Source organism: Erwinia wuhanensis (assembly GCF_030484085.1).
GTDB classification, from domain to species: Bacteria; Pseudomonadota; Gammaproteobacteria; order Enterobacterales; family Enterobacteriaceae; genus Erwinia; species Erwinia aeris.
This window is the reverse complement of record NZ_JAUJUH010000006.1, coordinates 56,675-78,312: the sequence shown is the minus strand read 5'-3', so window position 1 is coordinate 78,312 and position 21,638 is coordinate 56,675. Positions and strand designations below refer to the sequence as shown.

Below are 21,638 nucleotides of genomic sequence, written 5' to 3'. Positions count from 1 at the left end.
CTGCGGCTTTTTAATTAAAAAAAAGCGGTCATGTTGTTAATTAAATGCTCAACATAAAGAAAGCAATAGAAATGTAAAGATCCCTTTTTGTTACCTGGCCTTTTTTCCCCCTTTGGGGCGGGCATTGTACCAACTTAAGATTGTGATATAACTACGCTCATTCGGAAACTCGCTTATCGGTATAAATCATGCCGAGGGTATTATTTTGCCCGTAATAAGCGCCGCGTTAATAAGGAGAGAAGCTTCAACGATTTAAAGATGTTTAATTATCCGTAGCGCCAGCAATCACGAGTGACAGGTTTATTATTCATGGGCTCCCCTGAATTAATACAGCACGCTCAAGCTGGCTGAAATTCTCTTTTATTTAATATAAAGAAACCATGAAAAATAAACCTGACCTTAATAAAGAAAATAAGTCGCCGTGGCGGCACCGTTTAACCTGGCTGACCGTAGCGATTCAGGGCGCTTTCCCGATTGCCTGTGCGTTTACGCCCGCGCTGGCCGTTGCCCGCCAGCATTTTTTGACGCAGTCGGCGGATGCCGTCGCTATCCGAACGCAGGTTTATACCCTTGGCCAGGCGGAAACGGCAGCGGGCGTGGCGCAAAAATACAATATGAGCGTGGAAGCGCTGCGCAAGCTGAACCAGCTGCGCACTTTCGCTCACGGCTTTGATCGGCTACAGCCGGGCGACGAGCTGGACGTGCCGCTTTCTCCTTTGCCAAAAGTGCACTGGCACAACGCCGACAACGGCCTGGAGATGAAAGCCGCCGGTCTTGCTACGCAGGCGGGTTCCTCGCTCGACAGCCGCAACGGCAACGGCGCCGCCTCTGCCGCCGCCAGCATGGCCGCAGGCGAAGCGGGCGCGCAGGCGCAGCAGTGGCTGGGCCGTTTCGGTACCGCGCGCGTGCAGCTGGACGCGGATAAAAACTTCTCGCTGAAAAACTCGCAGTTCGACCTGCTGCTGCCTTTAAGCGATCGTAGCGACCGCCTGATCTTCACTCAGGGAAGCTTCCACCGCACCGACGATCGCAACCAGGCGAATCTTGGTCTCGGGATGCGTCATTTCGGCCATGACTTTATGACCGGCGCTAATGCCTTCTTTGATTACGATCTTTCCCGTCAACATGCCCGTTCCGGCATGGGCGTCGAGTACTGGCGCAACTTTATCAAAGTGGCGGCAAACGGCTATGTGCGGCTCACCAGCTGGAAAGACTCTAAAGATTTTTCCGGCTACGAAGAGCGTCCGGCCAACGGCTGGGATATCCGTACGGAAGCCTTCCTGCCTGCCCTGCCTCAGCTGGGCGCGAAGTTTAACTACGAACAATATTACGGTAACGACGTGGCGCTGTTTGATAAGGATAACCGCCAGAAAAATCCGCACGCCATTACCGCAGGCGTCACCTTTACGCCCTTCCCGCTGCTGTCGCTGGAAGCGGAACAGCGCCAGGGCAAAGCCGGAGAACACGATACGCGGCTGGGCCTGACGCTCAATTATCAGCTCGGGATGCCGTGGCGCAAACAGCTGGACAGCGATGCGGTAGCGGCGATGCGTAGCCTGGCCGGCAACCGCTACGATCTGGTGAACCGTAATAACAACATTGTGCTTGAGTACCGCAAACAAGAGACGATCAGGCTGAGCACCGCGAAGCTCATCAGCGGCACGGCCGGCGAGCAAAAAACGCTGAACGTTTCGGTCAACAGCAAATACGGCCTGGATCGCATCAACTGGTCCGCGTCGTCGCTGCTGGCTAACGGCGGGAAAATTATCGCTAACGGCCCTACCGATTTCAGCGTGGTGCTGCCGGCCTATCATGCTGACGCCACCGGTACCAACAGCTACACCCTCAGCGGCGTGGCGATCGATAAAAAAGGTAACGCCTCAAAGCGTACGGAAACGCAAATTACCGTCACCGAAGCCGCTATTAACGTTAACAGCAGTTCACTGCTGCCGGTCAGCAGCACGCTGGTATCAGACGGCCACGCTCAGCAGACGCTGACCCTGACGGTAAAAGACAGCCTGGGCAATCCGGTTGATATCAATGAAAAAGAGATTAGCGTGACCAAAAGCGCGCAGGCCGCCGACGATACCAAAGTGTCTGCCTTTACTCGCCAGAGCGCAGGCCGTTATACCGCCGTGGTGACGGCGGGCACGCATCCGGAAACGCTGACCATTACGCCTGTTGCCCGCAATATGACTTTTCCTGGTGCAACGGTAACTATCGCGGCGGATAACGCAAGCGCACGGCTGGCAAGCCTGACCGTGGTCAGCAACGATGCGGTAGCCGACGGTAAAGCAGCCGATCGGGTTACAGCGCTGGTAACGGATGCGCAGGGCAATCCGCTGGCCGGACAAACCGTAACCTTCAGCGCCGACAATAGCGCCGTCATCCCGCAAAGCGCGGTAACTGACGACCGGGGCGAAGCGTCCGTTCCCGTTAGCGATACCAAAACCGGCCAGAGTAAGGTTGTGGCGCAAATGGGCTCCGCCCGTAAAGAAGCCGAAGTGAATTTTGTGGCAGGCAAGGCGGCATCGGTTTACATGCATCGGGTCACGGGCCGCGCCGTTGCGGATGGTACAGATACCAGCGTGGTTGAGATCTTTGTAAAAGATAGCAACGGCAATCCCGTCACCAACAGAAAAGTCGCCATTACGGCCACTGACGACCGCGTCAACATTCCTTCTGAAGTTACTTTAGATAAATATGGCGCGGCGCGTTTCCCGACCTCCAGCAATCACGATGGCGGCTGGAAAGTAGAAGGAACTATTGATGGCCTCAAAGGCTCGGTGATTGTCTATTTTTACGCGGGCTATCCAACCGTCAATAACTCTTCTTTCACCGTAAGCGCCACGAGCGTGCCGGCTGACGGCGTCAGCGCCATCACGCTTACCCTCGTCGCCCGGGATATGCGCAATAACGCGGTGAAAACGCTGCCGAACTTAATTAACTTTGATACCAGCGGCCTGCCTGGCTGCCATATCAGCGCGGTTAAGGTCAGTGGTAACGTCTATACCGCTCAGCTGACCTCAACTAAAGCGATGAGCGGAAAGATTGCGGTTAATTTGATGCTTCGCCGTGGCGTGATGCCGATTAACGTAACTTTTACGCCTCCGGCCCGGTAATGTTGCCAGGGTAAGATCGGAAAGGCCCCATTTTGAGCGCGTACGCCAAAAACGGGGCCTTTCAACTGACCGGCTGGCGCGGGTAGCGCCGCAGACCAATAAAACCGTCCCTGACAGCTACCCGGGGCGGTTTTCACTTTTAACGAGCCAGCCAGCCGCCGTCTACGGCAATGGTGTAGCCGTTAATATAGTCGGCAGCCGGAGAGGCCAGGAATACCGCTGGCCCCATCAGATCGGCCGGCAGTCCCCAACGGCCTGCCGGGATACGCTCCAGAATATCGGCGTTGCGCTTTTCATCGGCACGCAGCTGTGCGGTATTGTTGGTCGCCATATAGCCCGGCGCGATGGCATTAACGTTAATACTGTGCTTCGCCCATTCATTGGCCAGCAGACGCGTCACGCCCATCACGGCGCTTTTTGATGCCGTATAAGAAGGCACGCGAATGCCGCCCTGGAAAGAGAGCATGGAGGCAATATTGATGATTTTCCCGCCCTTGCCCTGTTTGATAAACTGACGCGCTACCGCCTGCGACATAAAGAACACGGATTTAATATTCAGGTTCATCACGTCGTCCCAGTCTTTTTCTGAGAAGTCGATCGCATCTTCACGACGAATGATACCGGCGTTGTTGACCAGGATATCGATTTTGCCGTATTCCGCCACGGCTTTTGCCACAACGCCTTCAATACATTCGGTTTTGCCCAGATCGGCGGTCAGGCTGAAAAAACGGCGGCCCAGCGCGGTGACGCGCTCAATGGTTTCTTTCGGCTCGACAATATTCACGCCAACGATATCGCATCCCGCTTCCGCCAGCCCCAGCGCCATACCCTGACCCAGTCCCGTATCGCATCCCGTGACCATCGCCACGCGGCCTTTTAAATCAAATGCATTCAAAATCATAACTGCTCCTGTAAGCCAGAGGGCGGACTGCGTGTCAGAAGCCGGGAAAGTGGCCTGTTATCCGAGACAGGGCAGCCCTGCCCGGTTTTCGAGCGCACACTATAGCGGAGGGAAAAGCACGCACGCCGTGATCGAAATCAGGAAAAGGGGGATAATGAAATCGCTATTTATAAAAAATAAAACAATGTTTCATTTTAAAGGGCGAAACGGCGTCCGCCCTGGCTGGCTTATTCTACGGCTATCGGCGTTTGCTCCACGTTGATTTTGGTCTCGCCCTGAAGCGTTTTGATACGCTCTTCGACTTTTTGTACCGCGCTGGCATCCTTCAGCAGCGAATAGGTCAGCGTAAACTCCGCGCTCTGGCCCGGCTGCAGCTGTTTAACCCTGCCCTGCTCTTTTTCAATCGTTACCGGATAGGCATAGTTGGTGCCGGGCTCGATCCCCGTCACGTAGCCCTGCTTCAGCGTATCGGTGTTTTTCCACATCGTCAGCACCGGCAGCTGCCGCGTATCGAATTCGATAGCCGCGCCCTTGTCGCCTTTGCTGTTAACCACGGCCGCCACGGTTTTGCCATTGCTGTCGGCAATGGGCTGCAGGTTAAACACCATTTCATCGAAATCTTTGGTTGGCGCGCCATAGGTCTGCCAGTTTTCCAGCCCTTTTTTCGCATAGTCATTAAATGGCGAAACGGATTTTACCGGCGCCAGGAAACGGGCGTTTTCTTCCAGGATCGGCGTGCTGAAGTTGCTGTGATAGATAATTTCATAGTCGTGCGGGTAGTCAGCCTGGTTGGTCAGCACGTCGTGGAGGGTAAAGGAGTCCGCGCCCGGCACGTAGCGCAGCTCGGTCCAGGTTTCCAGACGCGCTTTTTTAAAGGTGTTTTCTTTCAGCAAGCCGCGAATACGGATTTCATGCGGCGCCTGGTCATCCACGATCACTTCCACTTTCGACGCTGGTGTATTGCCCGCTTTACCGTGCAGCGTGTAAATACGCCCGTCTTTGGTGACCGGATGGCCGGTCCACTCAAAGCCGCAGCGCACCATCATCTCGTTAAATCCTTCCAGCCAGCCCAGGCCGTTACGGCTTTCCAGATTGATATAGGCCGGGTTCACCACCTCATCAACCGGCGAATCCCAGCCCAGCCGCACGCCGTGACCGTTAACGTGCAGCAGATCCATACCGCGCGTCGGGCTGAGCGCGATAGTCAGGCCGTTTTTGCTGGTCAACGTCAGCACCTTCGAGCCTTCCTGCTTGCCGCCGTGCAGCACCTGCTGTTCCAGCGTAAAGGGTTCGCCGCTCAGCTTGAGCTGCCTGCTGTCGATCCGCCAGTCGCCTTTTTCCGTGCCCTGCGTATCGGTTAACACCCAGCTTTGCGCCGCCGCCTGCCCGCTGAACATTGCTATCACCGCGCCCGCCAGAAGAGTCTTATGCATTTTGTTGTCCTTGCTGAAATGATTAAGCTGAAGAGCAGCCAGCCTACAAAGCATGCGGTATCAGGACTGTGACTGGCGTCACCGCACGGATTTTTAAGAAATTTTTATCAATAAGTCGTGCAGTTCATCACAAATTATTAACTGAAATAGCCAGCTGACGGAAAAAAGCGGCAGGGCTAACGGCGAAAAAAAGCTAATCAGTTGAAACGATTCACCTTTAACCTTCGCTGCCTGCCTGACCACCGCCTGCTGTTGCTGGCCGACACGGCTGCCCGCTGACGTTGCATCACGCCTGGCGTGGCGTTAAGGTTAGCTTTCACTTGCCTACGATAAGCAGTTAATACGTTATGAGCTTTTCCGCTTTCGGTAACAAATTCACACGCGCCTCAGGGATCACCCGCCTGATGGAAGATATGGGCGAAGGGCTGCGCACGCCCGGTTCGGTGATGCTGGGCGGCGGTAATCCGGCCCAGATCCCGGCGATGAACGACTATTTTCAGCAGCTGCTGCAGCAGATGCATGACGAGGGCAAGCTGGCCGATGCGCTTTGCAACTACGACGGCCCAAGAGGAAAAAGCACGCTGCTGGAATCGCTTTCCACGCTGCTGCGCGACGAGCTGGGCTGGCAGGTAGGGCCGCAGAATATCGCCCTGACCAACGGCAGCCAGAGCGCCTTTTTCTATTTGTTTAATCTTTACGCGGGCCGCCGCGCAGACGGGCGCAAAAAGCGCGTATTGTTTCCACTGGCTCCCGAATATCTGGGTTACGCTGACGCCGGGCTGGACGAAGAGCTGTTTGTTTCCGCCCGTCCCGATATCGAAATGCTGCCTGAAGGCCAGTTCAAATATCACGTTAATTTTGAGCAGCTGCATATTACCGAAGATACCGGGCTGATTTGCGTTTCCCGGCCGACCAATCCAACCGGCAACGTGATTACCGACGAAGAGCTGATGAAGCTGGATGCGCTGGCGCAGCAGCATGAGGTACCGCTGCTGATTGATAACGCCTACGGCGTGCCTTTTCCCGGCATCATCTTTAGCGACGTTCGCCCGCTGTGGAACCCGAATATTATTCTGTGCATGAGCCTTTCCAAGCTGGGCCTGCCCGGCTCACGCTGCGGCATCATTGTTGCTGATGAAAAAGTGATTACCGCCATCGGCAATATGAACGGCATTATCAGTCTGGCGCCGGGCAGCATCGGCCCGGCCATCGCGCATGAGATGATCCAGCGTGGTGATTTGCTGCGCCTGTCGGAAGAGGTGATCAGGCCGTTTTATCAGGAAAGGGTTAAGCAGACTATCGCCGTTATCCGGCGCTATTTACCCGAAGAACGCTGCCTTATCCACAAGCCGGAGGGTGCTATTTTCCTCTGGCTCTGGTTTAAAGATCTGCCCATTTCGACGGAGATCCTTTATCAGCGTTTAAAAGCGCGCGGCGTATTGATGGTGCCGGGCCACTTTTTCTTTCCGGGACTGGAGCATGAATGGCCGCACACGCACCAGTGCATGCGCATGAACTATGTGCCGGACAGCGACAAAATTGAGAAAGGGATCGCCATTCTGGCGGAAGAGATTGAGCGGTCGCACAGCGAATCGAGTGGCAGAGCCCTCTGCTGATGCAAACGAAAAAGGCCGCACAAAGTGCGGCCTTAATTTTACGCGCGGTCTTATTTCAGAATTTCAATGCGGCGCGGTTTGTTGGCTTCCGGCACGATGCGCTCCAGATCGATATAGAGTAGGCCGTTTTCCAGGCGTGCATCACGCACGTTAACGTGCTCGGCCAGCTGGAATTTACGCTCGAAGTTGCGTTCCGCAATACCCTGATAGAGATAGGTTTTTTCCTGCTGCTCTTCTGGATGGGCGCCGCGCACGGTCAGCATATTGTCGTGAGAGGTGATCTCCAGTTCGCTCTGCGCGAACCCTGCCACGGCAATGGTGATTCGGTACTGGTTTTCCGCCACCAGCTCCACGTTATAAGGAGGGTAGCCGCCGTTGCTCTGACCCTGGTTGGATTCCAGCAGGTTGATCAGACGGTCGAAACCAATAGAAGAACGGTACAGCGGGGCGAGATCGAAATTACGCATGGTATAGCTCCTGATTATCAGCGAGGGTGTAATGCGACCTTCCACTATGGACAGATCGTCGGGCTACAAGCGGTATCCTGTCGGCATACGTTTTGTGACCCTGAACATAAAATGGTGACATTAAGATCGCTTTCAAGGGCCCATTCAGGAAATTTTTCGGCCAATCCGGTGCGAATGTCATACACTCAGAAAGAGATTAATCGGAGCGTTAAAGCAGCGGGCACATGCTGATCATGATAAGCAGAGCGGTTTTGCCGCTGCTGAAGGGATAAAGAATATGATGGTACTAAAAAAAAGTCGTTTCGCTGGCCTGCTGGCCTGTCTGTCACTGGCCGGCACGGGTGGCTGCTCCAGCTTTATGTCCCATTCCGGCCCCGATCAGGGCTATTATCCCGGTACGCGCGCCAGCGCAAAAATTGTTAGCGACAGCGACAGCGGCTGGGTAATGCGCCCGCTGGCGGCTATCGACCTGCCTTTCTCCGCCGTGCTGGATACGCTGCTGCTGCCGTTTGACTACTACCGCTCAGGCCGCGATAAAACCGGCGATTCACCGCGTGAACGCGTGTTGCGCAGCGAGCAGCAGAACCATACCAGCGACAGCCTTTCGCAGGCCGCGCCGCTGGTGATCAATACGTCGCCTCGACATCAGCAATAAAAATCTGCTGAAAGCCTGCCACGTTACGCAAATAGGCCACATAAAGCCCGTCCGGCGAGCAGACGACCGCTTCCGGCAAAGGCGCTTCGGCGGTGCGGGCCGTCAGCCTCCGCATTTTACCGCTGCCCGTATCGCATAACACCACGCTGTTATCGTTAATAAAAGCCACCGACTTGCCGTCGGGATGCCAGCTGAAGACGGACTGAATATCGCTGGCGGCGTGGGTGATCTGACGAGGCTTGCCGCCGCCGGGCGCGATGGTCCACAGCTGCACCACGCCTTCGTCGTCCTTCATTAAAAAGGCGATGGCGCGACCGTCGGGTGAACTACGCAGCCAGTGGCGTGGCGAGGTCGCCAGGCCCGGAAAGGGGCGATCGTGCGTAAAAGTCAGCCGACGCTGCCTGACGCCCAGCGGCGGAGCGGGCAGCGTGGCGGCGGTGCCAGCCAGCGGAGCGTCGCCTTCCAGCGCATAGTCGGCCATCTTTTCCGGCAGATCGACAATAAACACTTCCGGTACCTTCTCGCCTTTTTCGCTGAGCGTATCGCCGATAAACGCCAGCGCCCAACGCTGCCGGTAGCCATCGCTTTTCAGGTAGCCCTCTTCGCCGATCCAACCCTCTTCATAGGCTCGATTGATCTCATCGCTGCCGGGCGTCGGCGTGGCGGTGGTGGCGCTGACCAGCACGCAGAAATGGCTGCCTGCATACTCTCGGGGATGCTGCAACGGCGGACAAACCGCATGTAGCGGCACGGCCACGCCGACGTTGCGCAAATCTTGTTTCACGTCCAGCTCGTGCATCACATGATCGTTATAGGTAAAACTCAGCCTGGTGCCGTCGGGGCTGAACACGTGTACGTGCGAGCCGCCGCGCAGCGCGCCGGGCGTAAAGGGCGGCGTAATATCGCAGGCGTCCATATTTTCCACCAGGCCGTTCTGAATAATAACGCCGCGGCGATGATGAAAGTCGTAGCGCCACTGGCTGTCAGGATGTTCCGGGCCGTGAATGCAAACGTAGCGCGGCGGCAAATCCGGGCTGACGGTGATCACGCCAACGTGCGCACCCGCCTGCGCCTGGTAAAGGATTTCCGTCTGGCCGCTGAGATTAACGCGCTCGACGGTTAAGCTGTTGAAGGTGGAGGCATTGCTGCGAACGTCGTAGACCAGCCAGTGGCTGTCGGCCGTCCAGACGTTGATATTGGTGAGCTGGTGATTGCGCTGAGCAAAAGTGAGCTGTTTTTCCGTCATCATGCTTACCCTTAGCGAGGTTTGCTGCTAAGGGTAATGCATTACGCGCTTTTGCGGTACTGGCGCTTAAAGCGTGATACCGCCGCCCTGTCAGAGCGCGAATTTTTCGATAGCGTGCGCCACGCCGTCTTCCATATTGGTTTTGGTAACGAACTGCGCAATGTTTTTTACCTTGTCGATACCGTTGCCCATCGCCACGCCCGTGCCGGCGAAGGTCAGCATCGCCAGATCGTTTTCCTGATCGCCGATAGCCATCACTTCATCGCGGGAAAGCCCTAAACGCTCGGCCAGCGCTTTGACGCCCGCGCCCTTATCGACTTTCTTATTAAGGATTTCCAGGAAATAAGGCGAGCTTTTCATAATGGTATAGCGATCGTAAGCTTCCTGCGGAATGCGGGTAATGGCCTCATCCAGCGTTTCTGGCGTATCGATCATCATGACTTTAGGGAAAGTGGCGGTTTTATCCATCTCTTCCACCGCGCGGTAGCGCAGCGGCATCCCGGTCAGCGAAGCTTCGTGGACGGTGTATTCGCTGATGTCCTTGTTGGGCGTAAACAGCAGCGATTTCGTCAGCGCCTGAAAATGTACGCCCAGCTCGCGCGCCAGCTTTTCCACATACAGGTAGTCGTCAAAGTTCAGCGTAACTTCCGCCACGCACTCGCCCGATTCCGCTTTCTGCACCAGCGCGCCGTTATTGGTAATGCAATACTGCCCTTCCCGTTGTAAATCCAGCTCCATCAGATAACGCTCCACGCCGATAAACGGCCGGCCGCTCGCCAGTACAATCGCTATTCCTTTATCACGGGCTGCCTGAATGGCCCGCTTAACGCCAGGCGTCACCTCATGCTGAGGATTAAGCAGCGTGCCGTCTATATCAATCGCAATCAGTTTTATCGCCATAACTTCCTCTTGAGCTTCACGGTTTCTTTCATGCTAACGCGATTCAGCCAGCCATGACCAGACGAATCATGCCCGGTAATTTTAAGTTCGATTTGGTAAATCTTCCGGTAAATGTGCTCGCGCTTACGGCCTTTGGGCGAAAAAAGCGGGAAACGGGCTTGTCAGCTAAGCCCTGAAAAGTAGCAGTAAAACCCTCACCGCCCATAAGCGCGCAGGCCGGAAATGAAAATAATGGTCAGTTTTATCAGCGCGCGTTTGGCGATCCGGCACAGCAGAAAAGCTGAAAAAAAGGCAGATCGAACGATCTGCCTTTCAAACGCTGTTGCATGGCCGGAGGGCCTGCGTCCTGCTTTATCAGATATCGATATTGGCGGCTTTCAGCGCGTTCTCTTCGATAAAGGCGCGGCGCGGCTCCACCGCATCGCCCATCAGCGTGGTGAACAGCTGGTCAGCGGCAATCGCATCCTTCACCGTAACGCGCAGCATACGGCGGCTGTCCGGATCCATCGTGGTTTCCCACAGCTGCTCCGGGTTCATCTCGCCCAGTCCTTTATAACGCTGTACCGACAGGCCGCGACGCGACTCTTTCACCAGCCAGTCCATCGCCTGCTCGAAGTTAGCGATCGGCTGACGACGCTCGCCGCGTTCGATAAAGGCATCTTCCTCAATCAGGCCGCGCAGCTTCTCGCCCAGCGTACAGATCTTGCGGTATTCGCCGCCCGAGATAAATTCGCTGTCCAGCGGATAATCGGTATCAACGCCGTGCGTACGGATACGCACTACCGGTTCAAAGATATGCTGCTCGCGGTTCTGGCGCACATGGCTGGCATAGGTGCTGCCGTGCTGCTCGTTCTCGTTCAGGCGCGTCACCAGCTCGTCGATCCACTGCTGAACCGGCGCCTCTGCGGAGATATCGCTCAGCGTCGGGTGATAGATCAGCGCGTTCAGCAACGCCAGCGGATAGCGGCGCTCCATACGCTTGATCATCTTGCGGGTGCTGTTGAACTCGGCCACCAGGTTTTCCAGCGGCTCGCCGCCCAGCGCAGGCGCATCGGCGTTGGTGTGCAGCGTCGCGCCGTCCAGCGCGATGGCGATCTGATACTGATCCATCGCCTCGTCATCCTTGATGTACTGCTCCTGCTTGCCTTTTTTCACCTTGTACAGCGGCGGCTGCGCGATATACACGTGGCCGCGCTCGATAATTTCCGGCATCTGACGATAGAAGAAGGTCAGCAGCAGCGTACGGATGTGCGAGCCATCCACGTCCGCATCGGTCATGATGATGATGCTGTGGTAGCGCAGCTTGTCCGGGTTATATTCGTCACGGCCAATGCCGCAGCCCAGCGCGGTGATCAGCGTCGCCACTTCCTGCGAAGCGAGCATCTTATCGAAGCGCGCTTTTTCCACGTTCAGGATTTTTCCCTTCAGCGGCAGGATAGCCTGGTTTTTACGGTTACGGCCCTGCTTGGCGGAGCCGCCCGCAGAGTCCCCTTCCACCAGATAGATTTCTGACAGCGCCGGATCGCGCTCCTGGCAGTCCGCCAGCTTGCCCGGCAGGCCGGCCAGATCCAGCGCGCCTTTACGACGGGTCATTTCGCGAGCGCGCCGCGCCGCTTCACGCGCGCGGGCTGCATCGATGATTTTACCCACGACGATTTTGGCATCGCCCGGATTTTCCAGCAGGTACTCTGCCAGCAGCTCGTTCATCTGCTGCTCAACGGCTGATTTCACTTCGGAAGAGACCAGCTTGTCCTTGGTCTGCGAAGAGAACTTCGGATCCGGTACCTTAACGGAAACCACGGCAATCAGGCCTTCGCGCGCGTCGTCGCCGGTGGCGCTGACCTTGGCTTTTTTGCTGTAGCCTTCTTTATCCATGTAGGCGTTCAGGGTACGCGTCATCGCCGCGCGGAAGCCGGCCAGGTGCGTGCCGCCGTCGCGCTGTGGGATGTTGTTGGTAAAGCAGTAGATGTTTTCCTGGAAACCGTCGTTCCACTGCAGCGCCACTTCCACGCCGATGCCGTCTTTCTCGGTAGAGAAATAGAACGCGTTAGGGTGGATAGGCGTTTTGTTGCGGTTCAGGTACTCCACAAACGCCTTGATGCCGCCTTCATAGTGGTAGTGATCGTTCTTGCCGTCGCGCTTGTCTTCCAGCTTGATAGAGACGCCGGAGTTAAGGAACGACAGCTCGCGCAGACGCTTCGCCAGGATCTCGTACTCGAAATCGGTGACGTTGGTAAAAGTTTCGTGGCTTGGCCAGAAACGCACGCGCGTCCCGGTCAGGTCGGTTTCGCCGGTTACCTGCAGCGGGGCCTGAGGCACGCCGTGAACGTAAATCTGCTGGTGAACTTTGCCTTCGCGACGGATGGTCAGCTCCAGCTTTTCAGACAGGGCGTTAACCACCGACACGCCTACGCCATGCAGGCCGCCGGACACTTTATAGGAGTTGTCATCAAATTTACCGCCTGCGTGCAGCACGGTCATGATCACTTCCGCAGCGGAAACGCCTTCTTCTTCGTGAATGCCGGTTGGAATACCACGACCGTCATCCTGCACGGAAACGGAGTTATCGGCATGGATGGTGACCAGAATGTCTTTACAGTGACCTGCGAGGGCTTCGTCGATGGCGTTGTCCACAACCTCGAATACCATATGGTGCAGACCGGTGCCGTCATCCGTATCGCCGATATACATACCCGGGCGCTTGCGTACCGCATCCAGCCCTTTCAGAACTTTGATACTTGAGGAGTCATAAGAATTCGACATCAACGTTTCTCGCTCGTTTAATCTTCAGGTTGAACCGCTATTTTACCCTGTTCCACGTGGAACATCTTGCCCTTTTCGTCAGCCATATCGAACACATGATCGGCACTAATAGCGCTGACAAAAACCTGGGCCCGAGTGGCCTTTAAGCGCGATGCCAACAGGTGGCGCCGCGTCTCATCCAGCTCGGAGGCAAAATCATCTATCAGATACAGGCAGCGTCGCCCGTTCTGTCGGGTGAGAAACTCACCCTGCGCCAGCCTCAGGGCGCACATCAACAGCTTTAACTGGCCGCGCGACAGCAGATCCTCCACCGGCGTGCCGTCGGCGCGAATGCGGAAGTCCGCTTTGTGCGGGCCGCTGGCCGTGTAGGTTAAGGCGCGATCGCGCTCAAACTGACGCTCCAGCAGATCGCGATAGTCCGTTTCTTTATCCCAGCCACGCTGGAAAGAGAAATTCAGCGCAAACTCAGGCAGAAACTGCGCGCAGGTGGCGGTGATATCCTCAGCAATGGCTTCGCTGTAGGCGGCGCGCCACTGGCTTATCTGCTCCGCCAGCGGCGCCAGCTCCTGATCCCAGGCGCGGATCTGCTGGTAGCGCGTGACCTGGCGCAGCGCCGCGTTGCGCTGCTTCAGCAGCCGCCGCAGGTTGCTCCAGGCGGTGAAAAAGCCCGGTTCGTTATGAAAACAACCCCAGTCGATATAGGCGCGCCGGTACTTCGGGCCGCCGTTAAGCAGCGTAAAGCCTTCCGGCGTAATCAGCTGCATCGGCAGCATCTGCGCCAGCTCGGCCACTTTATGACCATCGGTGCCGTCAACCCGCACCTTGCTGTCGCCCGCACGATTTTTGGTCAGGCCGACGGTGGTTTCACGCTCGGCCCCTTCAATGCGGCCGTGCAGAATAAAAGCGTCCTGCTCGTGGCGGATCACTCTGCCTGCCTGCAAACTGCGGAAAGCGCGGCCGTGGCCCAGCGTATAGATAGCTTCCAGCACGCTGGTTTTGCCGCTGCCGTTAGCGCCGACCAGAAAGTTGAAGCCGGGCGCCAGCGCCAGATCGGCATTTTCAATGTTGCGAAAATCTTTGATAAGCAGGCGGGTTAAAGCCATAAGTGGAGTCATTCCGCGGGCAGTAGATCGGATAAAACGGCACGTGCTGTTATACAAGGCCAGAGCGTTACGGTGCGGGCGAGCCGCCGCCGCGTGAAAGCACGCGAGGGCGGCGGGCGCCGGACCAAGTCAGCCCGATAATTTTACTACAAACGCATTGGCATGACGACATAGGCCGCCGACTGGCTGGCCGCGTCTTCAATCTGCACGCTGGAAACGGAGTCGGTCAGCAGCAGACGTACGTTTTCGCACTTCAGCGCGTTAAGCACGTCCAGCACGTAGCTGACGTTAAAGCCGATTTCGAGATCGGTGCCGCCATAAGTGACGTCCAGGATCTCTTCCGCTTCTTCCTGTTCCGGGTTGTTGGCGGTGATTTTCAGCTGGTTTTCGCTGATATACAGGCGAACGCCACGGAACTTCTCGTTAGAGAGGATTGCCGCGCGCGAAAAAGCCTGCTTCAGCAGATCGCAGCCGGCATCCAGCGTTTTGTCCGGGTTTTTCGGCAGCACGCGACGATAGTCCGGGAAGCGGCCATCCACCAGCTTGGAGGTGAAGATAAAGTCGCCGACGTGCGCGCGAATATTGTTGCTGCCGATCTGCACCTGTAACGGCGTCTCGCCGCCGTCCAGCAGGCGCACCAGCTCAATCACGCCCTTACGCGGCACGATCACCGAATGATTGGGCAGCGACTGGCCTACCGGCATCGAGCAAACCGCCAGACGGTGGCCGTCGGTGGCGACGGTGCGCAGCTCTTCGCCTTCCGTTTCAAACAGCATCCCGTTCAGGTAGTAGCGTACGTCCTGATGGGCCATAGAAAACTGGGTGGCTTCGATCAGGCGCTTCATCGTGGCCTGCGGCAGCGTGAATTCCACCTCGCTTTGCCAGTCGTCCAGGTTCGGGAAGTCGCTGGCCGGCAGCGTGGAAAGCGAGAAGCGGCTGCGGCCGGAGCGCACCAGCATTCTTTCGCCATCCAGGATCACCGTGATCTCTGCGCCTTCAGGCAGACCGCGGCAGATATCGAAAAATTTACGCGCGGGCACGGTGGTCGCGCCCGGCTCGTGATCCTGCGTCAACGCGACGCGGGCCACCATTTCCATCTCTAAGTCCGTTCCCGTCAGCAGCAGGCTGCCGTCGTTAACCTGTAAAAGCAGGTTGCCGAGGATCGGCAGCGTCGGCCGGCCGCCCAGCGGGCTGCTGACCTGCTGTAAAGGTTTAAGTAACTGCTCACGTTCAACAATAAATTTCATAGCGTCAGGAAGATAATGTTCTGATTAGATTTGAGAAATCTTCTTTAATATCGTGACTCTCTTCACGCAGCTGCTCGATCTTGCGACAGGCGTGCAGCACCGTAGTATGGTCACGACCCCCGAAAGCGTCGCCGATTTCCGGCAAGCTGTGGTTGGTCAGCTCTTTCGCCATCGCCATCGCCATCTGGCGAGGACGCGCGACGGAGCGCGAACGCCGCTTGGAAAGCAGGTCGGCTACCTTAATCTTGTAATATTCCGCCACCGTCTTCTGGATATTATCGATGGTGACCAGCTTTTCCTGCAGCGCCAGCAGATCGCGCAGCGCTTCACGCACAAAGTCGATGGTGATGGCGCGGCCGGTAAAGTTGGCGTTGGCGATCACGCGGTTCAGCGCGCCTTCCAGCTCACGCACGTTGGACCGCAGGCGCTTGGCAATAAAGAAGGCGACCTCGCCCGGCAGGCGAATATCGTTTTCATCCGCCTTTTTCATCAGGATAGCCACGCGGGTTTCCAGCTCTGGCGGCTCGATCGCCACCGTCAGGCCCCAGCCAAAGCGGGATTTCAGACGATCTTCGACGCCGTTGATCTCTTTAGGATAGCGATCCGACGTCAGGATGATCTGCTGATTGCCTTCCAGCAGCGCGTTGAAGGTGTGGAAAAACTCCTCCTGCGAGCGCTCCTTGTTGGCGAAAAACTGAATATCATCGATCAGCAGCGCGTCTACCGAACGGTAGTAGCGCTTAAATTCTTCAATGGCGTTGTTTTGCAGCGCCTTCACCATGTCCTGCACAAAACGTTCCGAGTGCATATAGACCACTTTGGCGTTGGGCTTGCGCGCCATAATGCCGTTACCCACAGCATGCAGCAGGTGAGTTTTCCCCAGGCCAGTGCCGCCATAGAGGAACAGAGGGTTATAGGCGCCGCCGGGGTTGTCGGCGACCTGACGAGCGGCCGCACGCGCCAGCTGGTTCGATTTACCTTCAACGAAGTTATCGAAGTTATGCTTGGTGTTCACGTTTGAACGATACGACAGTTCCGCAGGCGCAGGCATGCTGTCCCAGCTTGGACGTACCGGTGCCGGTCGGTTCATCGGCGGCGGCGCGCTGGCGCTGCTCATCACCGGCTGGCTGACCGGACGCGTTACCGGCTTGCTGCCGACTTCAAAGCGCAGCAGCGGCACATCGGCGCCGCAAAAGTCATTAAGCAGCGCATTGATATTGTTAAGGTATTTGTCACGAACCCAGTCGAGCACAAAGCGGTTTGGTGCATACAGGGCCAGGGTGTTGTCGTTCAATTCAGCCTGGAGCGGACGTATCCACATGCTGAATTCGGTGGCAGGTAGTTCATCCTGCAAACGGGCAAGACACTGTTGCCAAAGCGTAAGTGACACGGCGGACTCCACTCGAAAATATTCGATAAGAAAAAAGGCGCTGAAGCGATAAATTCATCATTGTTGACGCATGCAGATGACGCACATACGAACCGCTGTCCGCGGTTTCTCCGCCGCTGACTGACCCGAAGGATCGCTAACGGAAGGGCGGATCATAGCGCAAAGCGCAGCAGAGATCTTCACTTTCTACACAGTTTTGTTCCAATTTATCCACAGGGCAAAGCGCGCAGGGACAAGTTTACTCGTTCGCGCTCAAAAGACATTCAGGATCCTGCGCATAAGATGAAAATTTAAGGCGCCGTCACGTTATTTACGCAACGCGCTTGCAATAAGATCGGCGGAAGATCCTGAACGATCCTTGCGCTTTACGACAGAGGCCGTATAATTCGTGCCCCGGCGTGTTGCGCTCTGGCCCGTACCGGCTGGTTTTGCGGTCGAACGGGATATCCAGACGCGCCTTTAAAAGCGAAGTAAATTGACTCCGGACTGTACAATTATTACAATCCCGCCTCTTTATTAAAGATACACTGAGGCGTCGGTTGGTTTTCGGACCTTTCAAGCGCGTCACTAAGTGAAATTTTCCAAGTTTAGGTAGAAATCGCCATGAAACGCACTTTTCAACCGTCCGTACTGAAGCGCAACCGTTCACATGGTTTCCGTGCTCGTATGGCAACAAAAAATGGTCGTCAGGTTCTGGCACGTCGTCGTGCTAAAGGCCGTTCACGTCTGACCGTTTCTAAGTAATAAAAGCTAACCGCTGAGTGGTTAAGCTCGCATTTCCCAGGGAGTTACGTTTGTTAACTCCCACTCATTTCACTTTCGTCTTCCAGCAGCCACAAAGAGCCGGTACGCCGCAAATCACCATCCTCGGCCGCCTTAACTCGCTGGGGCATCCCCGCATCGGTCTTACCGTCGCCAAAAAACATGTTAAGCGCGCACATGAACGCAACCGGATCAAGCGATTGACCCGCGAAAGCTTTCGTCTGCGTCAGCACGACCTGCCCGCTATGGATTTTGTAGTGGTGGCGAAAAAAGGCGTGGCCGATCTGGATAACCGTGCGCTGATGGAAGCGTTGGAGAAGATGTGGCGTCGTCACTGTCGCCTGGCTCGCGGCTCCTGATTGCGCTGATCCGCGTTTATCAACGCGCGATCAGCCCGCTTTTAGGACCCCACTGTCGTTTCCACCCAACCTGTTCGCAATACGGTATTGAGGCATTGCGCAGGTTTGGTGTGGTAAAAGGCAGTTGGTTGACGATGAAACGCGTATTAAAATGCCACCCTTTGAACCCGGGTGGTGACGATCCGGTGCCGCCAAAAACCGACGATAACTGAGAACATTAACGATGGATTCGCAACGCAATCTTTTTCTCATCGCTTTTCTGTTCGTGTCTTTTATGATCTGGCAGACCTGGCAGACGGACCATGCTCCGCAGCCGCAGCAAACCCAGACCACGCAAAACACGACAGCAGCCGGTGATGCCGCAAACCAGGGTGTACCCGCCAGCGGCCAGGGCAAAACGATCACCGTTAAGACTGACGTCCTGTCTTTACAGATCAATACTCGCGGTGGCGATATTGAGCAGGCGCAGCTGCTGACTTACCCGGACAAACTGGGTTCTTCACAGCCTTTCCAGCTGCTGGAAACCTCGCCAGGCTTTCTCTATCAGGCACAAAGCGGCCTGACCGGACGCAACGGCCCGGATAACCCGGCCAACGGCGCCCGCCCGCTTTACACCACGACCCAGGACAGCTTTGAGCTGGCTGACGGCGCGAGCGAGCTGCGTATTCCAATGACCTTTACGGCGGAAAACGGCGCGACCTATACCAAAACCTTCGTGCTGAAGCGCGGCGAGTTTGCCATCGACGTCGATTACCAGATCAACAACACTACCCAGCAGCCGCTGGAAGTGGCGATGTTCGGCCAGCTGAAGCAGACTATCGATCTGCCTAAGCATCGCGATACCGGCAGCAATAACTTTGCATTGCACACCTTCCGTGGCGCGGCTTACTCCAGCAGTGAGACCAACTACGAGAAGTACAAGTTCGATAAAATCAGCGATAACGAAAACCTGAGCGTCAATACCAACAACGGTTGGGTGGCGATGCTGCAGCAGTACTTCGCTACCGCCTGGGTGCCGCGCACCAACGGCGCCAACACGCTGTACACCAGCAATCTGGGTAACGGCATCGCTGCGGTAGGCTACAAGTCTACGCCGGTTTCCGTTGCGGCAGGCGCGCAGCAGAACCTCAACGCCACGCTGTGGGTTGGCCCGGAAATTCAGGATAAAATGGCGGCTATCGCCCCACACCTGGATCTGACCGTGGACTACGGCTGGCTGTGGTTTATCTCTCAGCCGCTGTTTAAGCTGCTGAAGTTCCTGCACAGCTTTATCGGTAACTGGGGCTTCTCCATTATCGTCATCACCTTTATCGTGCGCGGCATCATGTACCCGCTGACCAAAGCGCAGTACACCTCGATGGCTAAGATGCGTATGCTGCAGCCGAAGATTCAGGCGATGCGCGAGCGCTTAGGCGACGACAAGCAGCGCATGAGCCAGGAAATGATGGCGCTGTATAAAGCAGAGAAGGTGAATCCGCTGGGCGGCTGTCTGCCGCTGGTTATCCAGATGCCGATCTTCCTTGCGCTGTACTACATGCTGATGGGCTCTATCGAGCTGCGTCATGCGCCGTTCGCGCTGTGGATCCATGACCTTTCTGCTCAGGACCCGTACTACATCCTGCCGATCCTGATGGGCGTGACGATGTTCTTCATTCAGAAGATGTCGCCGACCACCGTGACCGACCCGATGCAGCAGAAGATCATGACCTTTATGCCGGTTATCTTCACCGTGTTCTTCCTGTGGTTCCCGTCTGGTCTGGTGCTGTACTACATCGTCAGCAACCTGGTGACCATTCTGCAGCAGCAGCTGATCTACCGCGGGCTGGAAAAACGCGGTCTGCACAGCCGCGACAAGAAAAAAGCTTAACCGACGTCCCGTCGCCAACGGCGCGGACAAGGGTTATCATAAGGCGGTCAACTGACCGCCTTATTTTTTTGCCTTAAAAAGAGAGTCGAACATGAGTCATAGCGAGACTATCGTCGCCCAGGCGACGCCGCCAGGCCGCGGTGGCGTGGGTATTCTGCGCGTTTCCGGCCCCAAAGCCGCCGAGGTGGCCCAGGCGCTGCTGGGCAAGCTGCCGAAGCCCCGCTACGCCGACTATCTGCCCTTCCGCGACGCCGATAGCACCACGCTGGATCAGGGAATTGCGCTCTGGTTCCCCGGCCCGAATTCCTTTACCGGCGAAGACGTGCTGGAGCTGCAGGGCCACGGCGGGCCGGTAATTCTGGATCTGCTGCTGAAGCGCATTGTGGCTATTCCCGGCGTGCGTATCGCTCGTCCCGGCGAGTTCTCCGAGCGCGCCTTCCTTAACGACAAGCTCGATCTGGCGCAGGCGGAGGCTATTGCCGATCTGATTGACGCCAGTTCGGAGCAGGCGGCACGCTCGGCGCTGAACTCGCTTCAGGGCGCTTTTTCGCTACGCGTCAACACGCTGGTGGAAGCACTTACTCACCTGCGCATCTACGTGGAAGCGGCGATTGATTTTCCCGACGAGGAGATTGATTTCCTCTCGGACGGCAAAATCGAAGCCCAGCTGAATCAGGTGATAGCCGATCTGGACAGCGTGCGTGCCGAAGCGCGTCAGGGCAGCCTGCTGCGCGAAGGCATGAAGGTGGTGATTGCCGGCCGCCCCAACGCCGGGAAATCCAGCCTGCTCAACGCGCTGGCGGGCCGTGAAGCGGCCATCGTTACCGACATTGCTGGTACCACGCGTGACGTGCTGCGTGAGCATATCCATATCGACGGGATGCCGCTGCATATTATCGATACCGCCGGGCTGCGCGAAGCCAGTGACGAGGTGGAAAGGATCGGTATTGAGCGCGCCTGGCATGAAATTGAGCAGGCCGACCGCGTGCTGTTTATGGTTGACGGCACCACCACCGGCGCGACCGAACCGGCGGAAATCTGGCCGGACTTTATCGCCCGTCTGCCGGCCAGCCTGCCGATTACCGTAGTACGCAACAAAGCGGATGTTACAGGCGAAACGCTGGGGCTGACGCAAGTAAACGATCACTCACTTATTCGTCTCTCCGCGCGTACGGGTGAAGGTGTTGAGGTGCTGCGCGAGCATCTGAAGGAAACGATGGGCTTTGCAGGCAATACCGAAGGCGGCTTCCTGGCGCGCCGTCGCCATCTTCAGGCGCTGGAGTTAGCGGCCGTTCACTTACTTCAGGGCAAAGAGCAGCTGCTGGGCGCCAAAGCGGGCGAGCTGCTGGCGGAAGAGCTGCGCGTCGCGCAGCAGGCGTTAAGCGAGATCACCGGCGAGTTCACCTCCGACGATCTGCTGGGACGGATTTTCTCCAGTTTTTGTATTGGTAAATAATCATTTAAAATGGTGCTCCTGCTGTGGGCACCGTTTTTATTTATATTTCACTCCCACATGAACTTATATCTTTTTACTTTCACTCATTAAGATAGAATAATTTTTTACCATTACTCAGACGAATGTCGCAATTTTTTAGCGTTAAAGTAATTATTATTGCATCAGCTTCACTTATGCATTCAGACCAGACAAAGCGGTGAGATACTGCCGGGATAATTTATTAATATAAAGAAAGAAATTAATATTTTTATTGTATTTATACAATAAAAACAATGAATTACATAGAAGATTCATAAAGAAAGGAGGCTGTATTTTATAGGGAAGAATAAGTTAAAAACACCTTACAAATAA

17 protein-coding genes are annotated in these 21,638 nt (G+C 56.1%); 8 read left to right on the top strand and 9 right to left on the bottom strand.

The features are described from left to right. Positions 1-380 precede the first annotated feature (380 nt). Positions 381-3,122 carry an inverse autotransporter beta domain-containing protein gene (locus QZH36_RS15125; RefSeq protein ID WP_301730566.1) on the top strand — a complete coding sequence of 914 codons (2,742 nt, stop codon included), beginning with the start codon at positions 381-383 and terminating at the stop codon, positions 3,120-3,122. A 139-nt stretch (positions 3,123-3,261) separates the two neighbouring features. On the opposite strand, the gene kduD is transcribed toward QZH36_RS15125, so the two are convergent. After that, positions 3,262-4,023: a 2-dehydro-3-deoxy-D-gluconate 5-dehydrogenase KduD gene (kduD, locus tag QZH36_RS15120; protein WP_301251574.1), complete on the bottom strand. Its 762-nt coding sequence runs from the start codon at positions 4,021-4,023 to the stop codon at positions 3,262-3,264. Positions 4,024-4,250: 227 nt separating this feature from the next. After that, entirely contained in the window at positions 4,251-5,456 is a 1,206-nt protein-coding gene (locus QZH36_RS15115; RefSeq protein WP_301251576.1) for an aldose 1-epimerase family protein, read from the bottom strand. A gap of 347 nt (positions 5,457-5,803) precedes the next feature. Here QZH36_RS15115 and QZH36_RS15110 point away from each other — a divergent pair, with 347 nt between their 5' ends. Then, positions 5,804-7,072: a valine--pyruvate transaminase gene (locus tag QZH36_RS15110; RefSeq protein ID WP_301730565.1), complete on the top strand. Its 1,269-nt coding sequence runs from the start codon at positions 5,804-5,806 to the stop codon at positions 7,070-7,072. A gap of 50 nt (positions 7,073-7,122) precedes the next feature. Here QZH36_RS15110 and ibpA read toward each other — a convergent pair whose 3' ends face one another. After that, on the bottom strand, positions 7,123-7,539 hold the full coding sequence (gene ibpA, locus QZH36_RS15105) for a small heat shock chaperone IbpA (protein WP_125289205.1): 417 nt from the start codon (positions 7,537-7,539) through the stop codon (positions 7,123-7,125). A gap of 277 nt (positions 7,540-7,816) precedes the next feature. Here ibpA and QZH36_RS15100 point away from each other — a divergent pair, with 277 nt between their 5' ends. Beyond that, a complete protein-coding gene (locus QZH36_RS15100; RefSeq protein WP_301251579.1) occupies positions 7,817-8,194 on the top strand; it encodes a YceK/YidQ family lipoprotein in 378 nt (125 codons plus the stop codon). Here QZH36_RS15100 and QZH36_RS15095 read toward each other — a convergent pair. The 6 genes from QZH36_RS15095 to dnaA form a co-directional block, all read right to left on the bottom strand. Beyond that, entirely contained in the window at positions 8,166-9,440 is a 1,275-nt protein-coding gene (locus QZH36_RS15095; RefSeq protein WP_301730646.1) for a YidR family protein, read from the bottom strand. The two genes, QZH36_RS15100 and QZH36_RS15095, sit on opposite strands and share 29 nt — an antisense overlap. Positions 9,441-9,530: 90 nt before the next feature. Beyond that, positions 9,531-10,340 (bottom strand): sugar-phosphatase, encoded by an 810-nt coding sequence (gene yidA / locus QZH36_RS15090; protein WP_253456775.1) that lies wholly within the window; start codon positions 10,338-10,340, stop codon positions 9,531-9,533. Between the two features lie 354 nt (positions 10,341-10,694). Next, a complete protein-coding gene (gyrB, locus tag QZH36_RS15085) occupies positions 10,695-13,103 on the bottom strand; it encodes a DNA topoisomerase (ATP-hydrolyzing) subunit B (protein ID WP_253456777.1) in 2,409 nt (802 codons plus the stop codon). Positions 13,104-13,120: 17 nt separating this feature from the next. After that, positions 13,121-14,206 carry a DNA replication/repair protein RecF gene (gene recF / locus QZH36_RS15080; RefSeq protein ID WP_253456780.1) on the bottom strand — a complete coding sequence of 362 codons (1,086 nt, stop codon included), beginning with the start codon at positions 14,204-14,206 and terminating at the stop codon, positions 13,121-13,123. Between the two features lie 146 nt (positions 14,207-14,352). After that, positions 14,353-15,453, bottom strand: a complete 1,101-nt coding sequence (gene dnaN, locus QZH36_RS15075; RefSeq protein WP_253456783.1) for a DNA polymerase III subunit beta — start codon at positions 15,451-15,453, stop codon at positions 14,353-14,355. A 4-nt stretch (positions 15,454-15,457) separates the two neighbouring features. Then, positions 15,458-16,843, bottom strand: a complete 1,386-nt coding sequence (gene dnaA / locus QZH36_RS15070) for a chromosomal replication initiator protein DnaA (RefSeq protein WP_253456786.1) — start codon at positions 16,841-16,843, stop codon at positions 15,458-15,460. Positions 16,844-17,446: 603 nt separating this feature from the next. On the opposite strand from dnaA, the gene rpmH reads away from it, so the two are divergent. The 5 genes from rpmH to mnmE all read left to right on the top strand — a co-directional run bounded on the left by rpmH (position 17,447) and on the right by mnmE (position 21,287). Next, the gene (rpmH, locus tag QZH36_RS15065; RefSeq protein WP_003849659.1) at positions 17,447-17,587 is read left to right on the top strand and encodes a 50S ribosomal protein L34; all 141 of its coding nucleotides are present in this window, start codon (positions 17,447-17,449) and stop codon (positions 17,585-17,587) included. 17 nt (positions 17,588-17,604) lie between these two features. Then, a complete protein-coding gene (gene rnpA, locus QZH36_RS15060) occupies positions 17,605-17,964 on the top strand; it encodes a ribonuclease P protein component (RefSeq protein ID WP_125289198.1) in 360 nt (119 codons plus the stop codon). Then, positions 17,928-18,176, top strand: a complete 249-nt coding sequence (gene yidD / locus QZH36_RS15055; protein WP_125289197.1) for a membrane protein insertion efficiency factor YidD — start codon at positions 17,928-17,930, stop codon at positions 18,174-18,176. The genes rnpA and yidD overlap by 37 nt, the downstream gene beginning before the upstream one ends. A gap of 11 nt (positions 18,177-18,187) precedes the next feature. Next, the gene (gene yidC, locus QZH36_RS15050) at positions 18,188-19,831 is read left to right on the top strand and encodes a membrane protein insertase YidC (RefSeq protein ID WP_125289196.1); all 1,644 of its coding nucleotides are present in this window, start codon (positions 18,188-18,190) and stop codon (positions 19,829-19,831) included. Positions 19,832-19,922: 91 nt separating this feature from the next. Beyond that, positions 19,923-21,287 (top strand): tRNA uridine-5-carboxymethylaminomethyl(34) synthesis GTPase MnmE, encoded by a 1,365-nt coding sequence (gene mnmE, locus QZH36_RS15045; RefSeq protein WP_253456788.1) that lies wholly within the window; start codon positions 19,923-19,925, stop codon positions 21,285-21,287. Positions 21,288-21,638: the final 351 nt, after the last annotated feature.

Coding starts and splice junctions, on each gene's coding strand:
- ibpA (WP_125289205.1), bottom strand. CDS start 7,539: ATGCGTAATTTCGATCTCGCCCCGCTGTACCGTTCTTCTATTGGTTTC.
- recF (WP_253456780.1), bottom strand. CDS start 14,206: ATGGCTTTAACCCGCCTGCTTATCAAAGATTTTCGCAACATTGAAAAT.
- QZH36_RS15115 (WP_301251576.1), bottom strand. CDS start 5,456: ATGCATAAGACTCTTCTGGCGGGCGCGGTGATAGCAATGTTCAGCGGG.
- QZH36_RS15095 (WP_301730646.1), bottom strand. CDS start 9,440: ATGACGGAAAAACAGCTCACTTTTGCTCAGCGCAATCACCAGCTCACC.
- yidC (WP_125289196.1), top strand. CDS start 18,188: ATGGATTCGCAACGCAATCTTTTTCTCATCGCTTTTCTGTTCGTGTCT.
- mnmE (WP_253456788.1), top strand. CDS start 19,923: ATGAGTCATAGCGAGACTATCGTCGCCCAGGCGACGCCGCCAGGCCGC.
- QZH36_RS15100 (WP_301251579.1), top strand. CDS start 7,817: ATGATGGTACTAAAAAAAAGTCGTTTCGCTGGCCTGCTGGCCTGTCTG.
- yidA (WP_253456775.1), bottom strand. CDS start 10,340: ATGGCGATAAAACTGATTGCGATTGATATAGACGGCACGCTGCTTAAT.
- kduD (WP_301251574.1), bottom strand. CDS start 4,023: ATGATTTTGAATGCATTTGATTTAAAAGGCCGCGTGGCGATGGTCACG.
- rpmH (WP_003849659.1), top strand. CDS start 17,447: ATGAAACGCACTTTTCAACCGTCCGTACTGAAGCGCAACCGTTCACAT.
- dnaN (WP_253456783.1), bottom strand. CDS start 15,453: ATGAAATTTATTGTTGAACGTGAGCAGTTACTTAAACCTTTACAGCAG.
- gyrB (WP_253456777.1), bottom strand. CDS start 13,103: ATGTCGAATTCTTATGACTCCTCAAGTATCAAAGTTCTGAAAGGGCTG.
- QZH36_RS15125 (WP_301730566.1), top strand. CDS start 381: ATGAAAAATAAACCTGACCTTAATAAAGAAAATAAGTCGCCGTGGCGG.
- QZH36_RS15110 (WP_301730565.1), top strand. CDS start 5,804: ATGAGCTTTTCCGCTTTCGGTAACAAATTCACACGCGCCTCAGGGATC.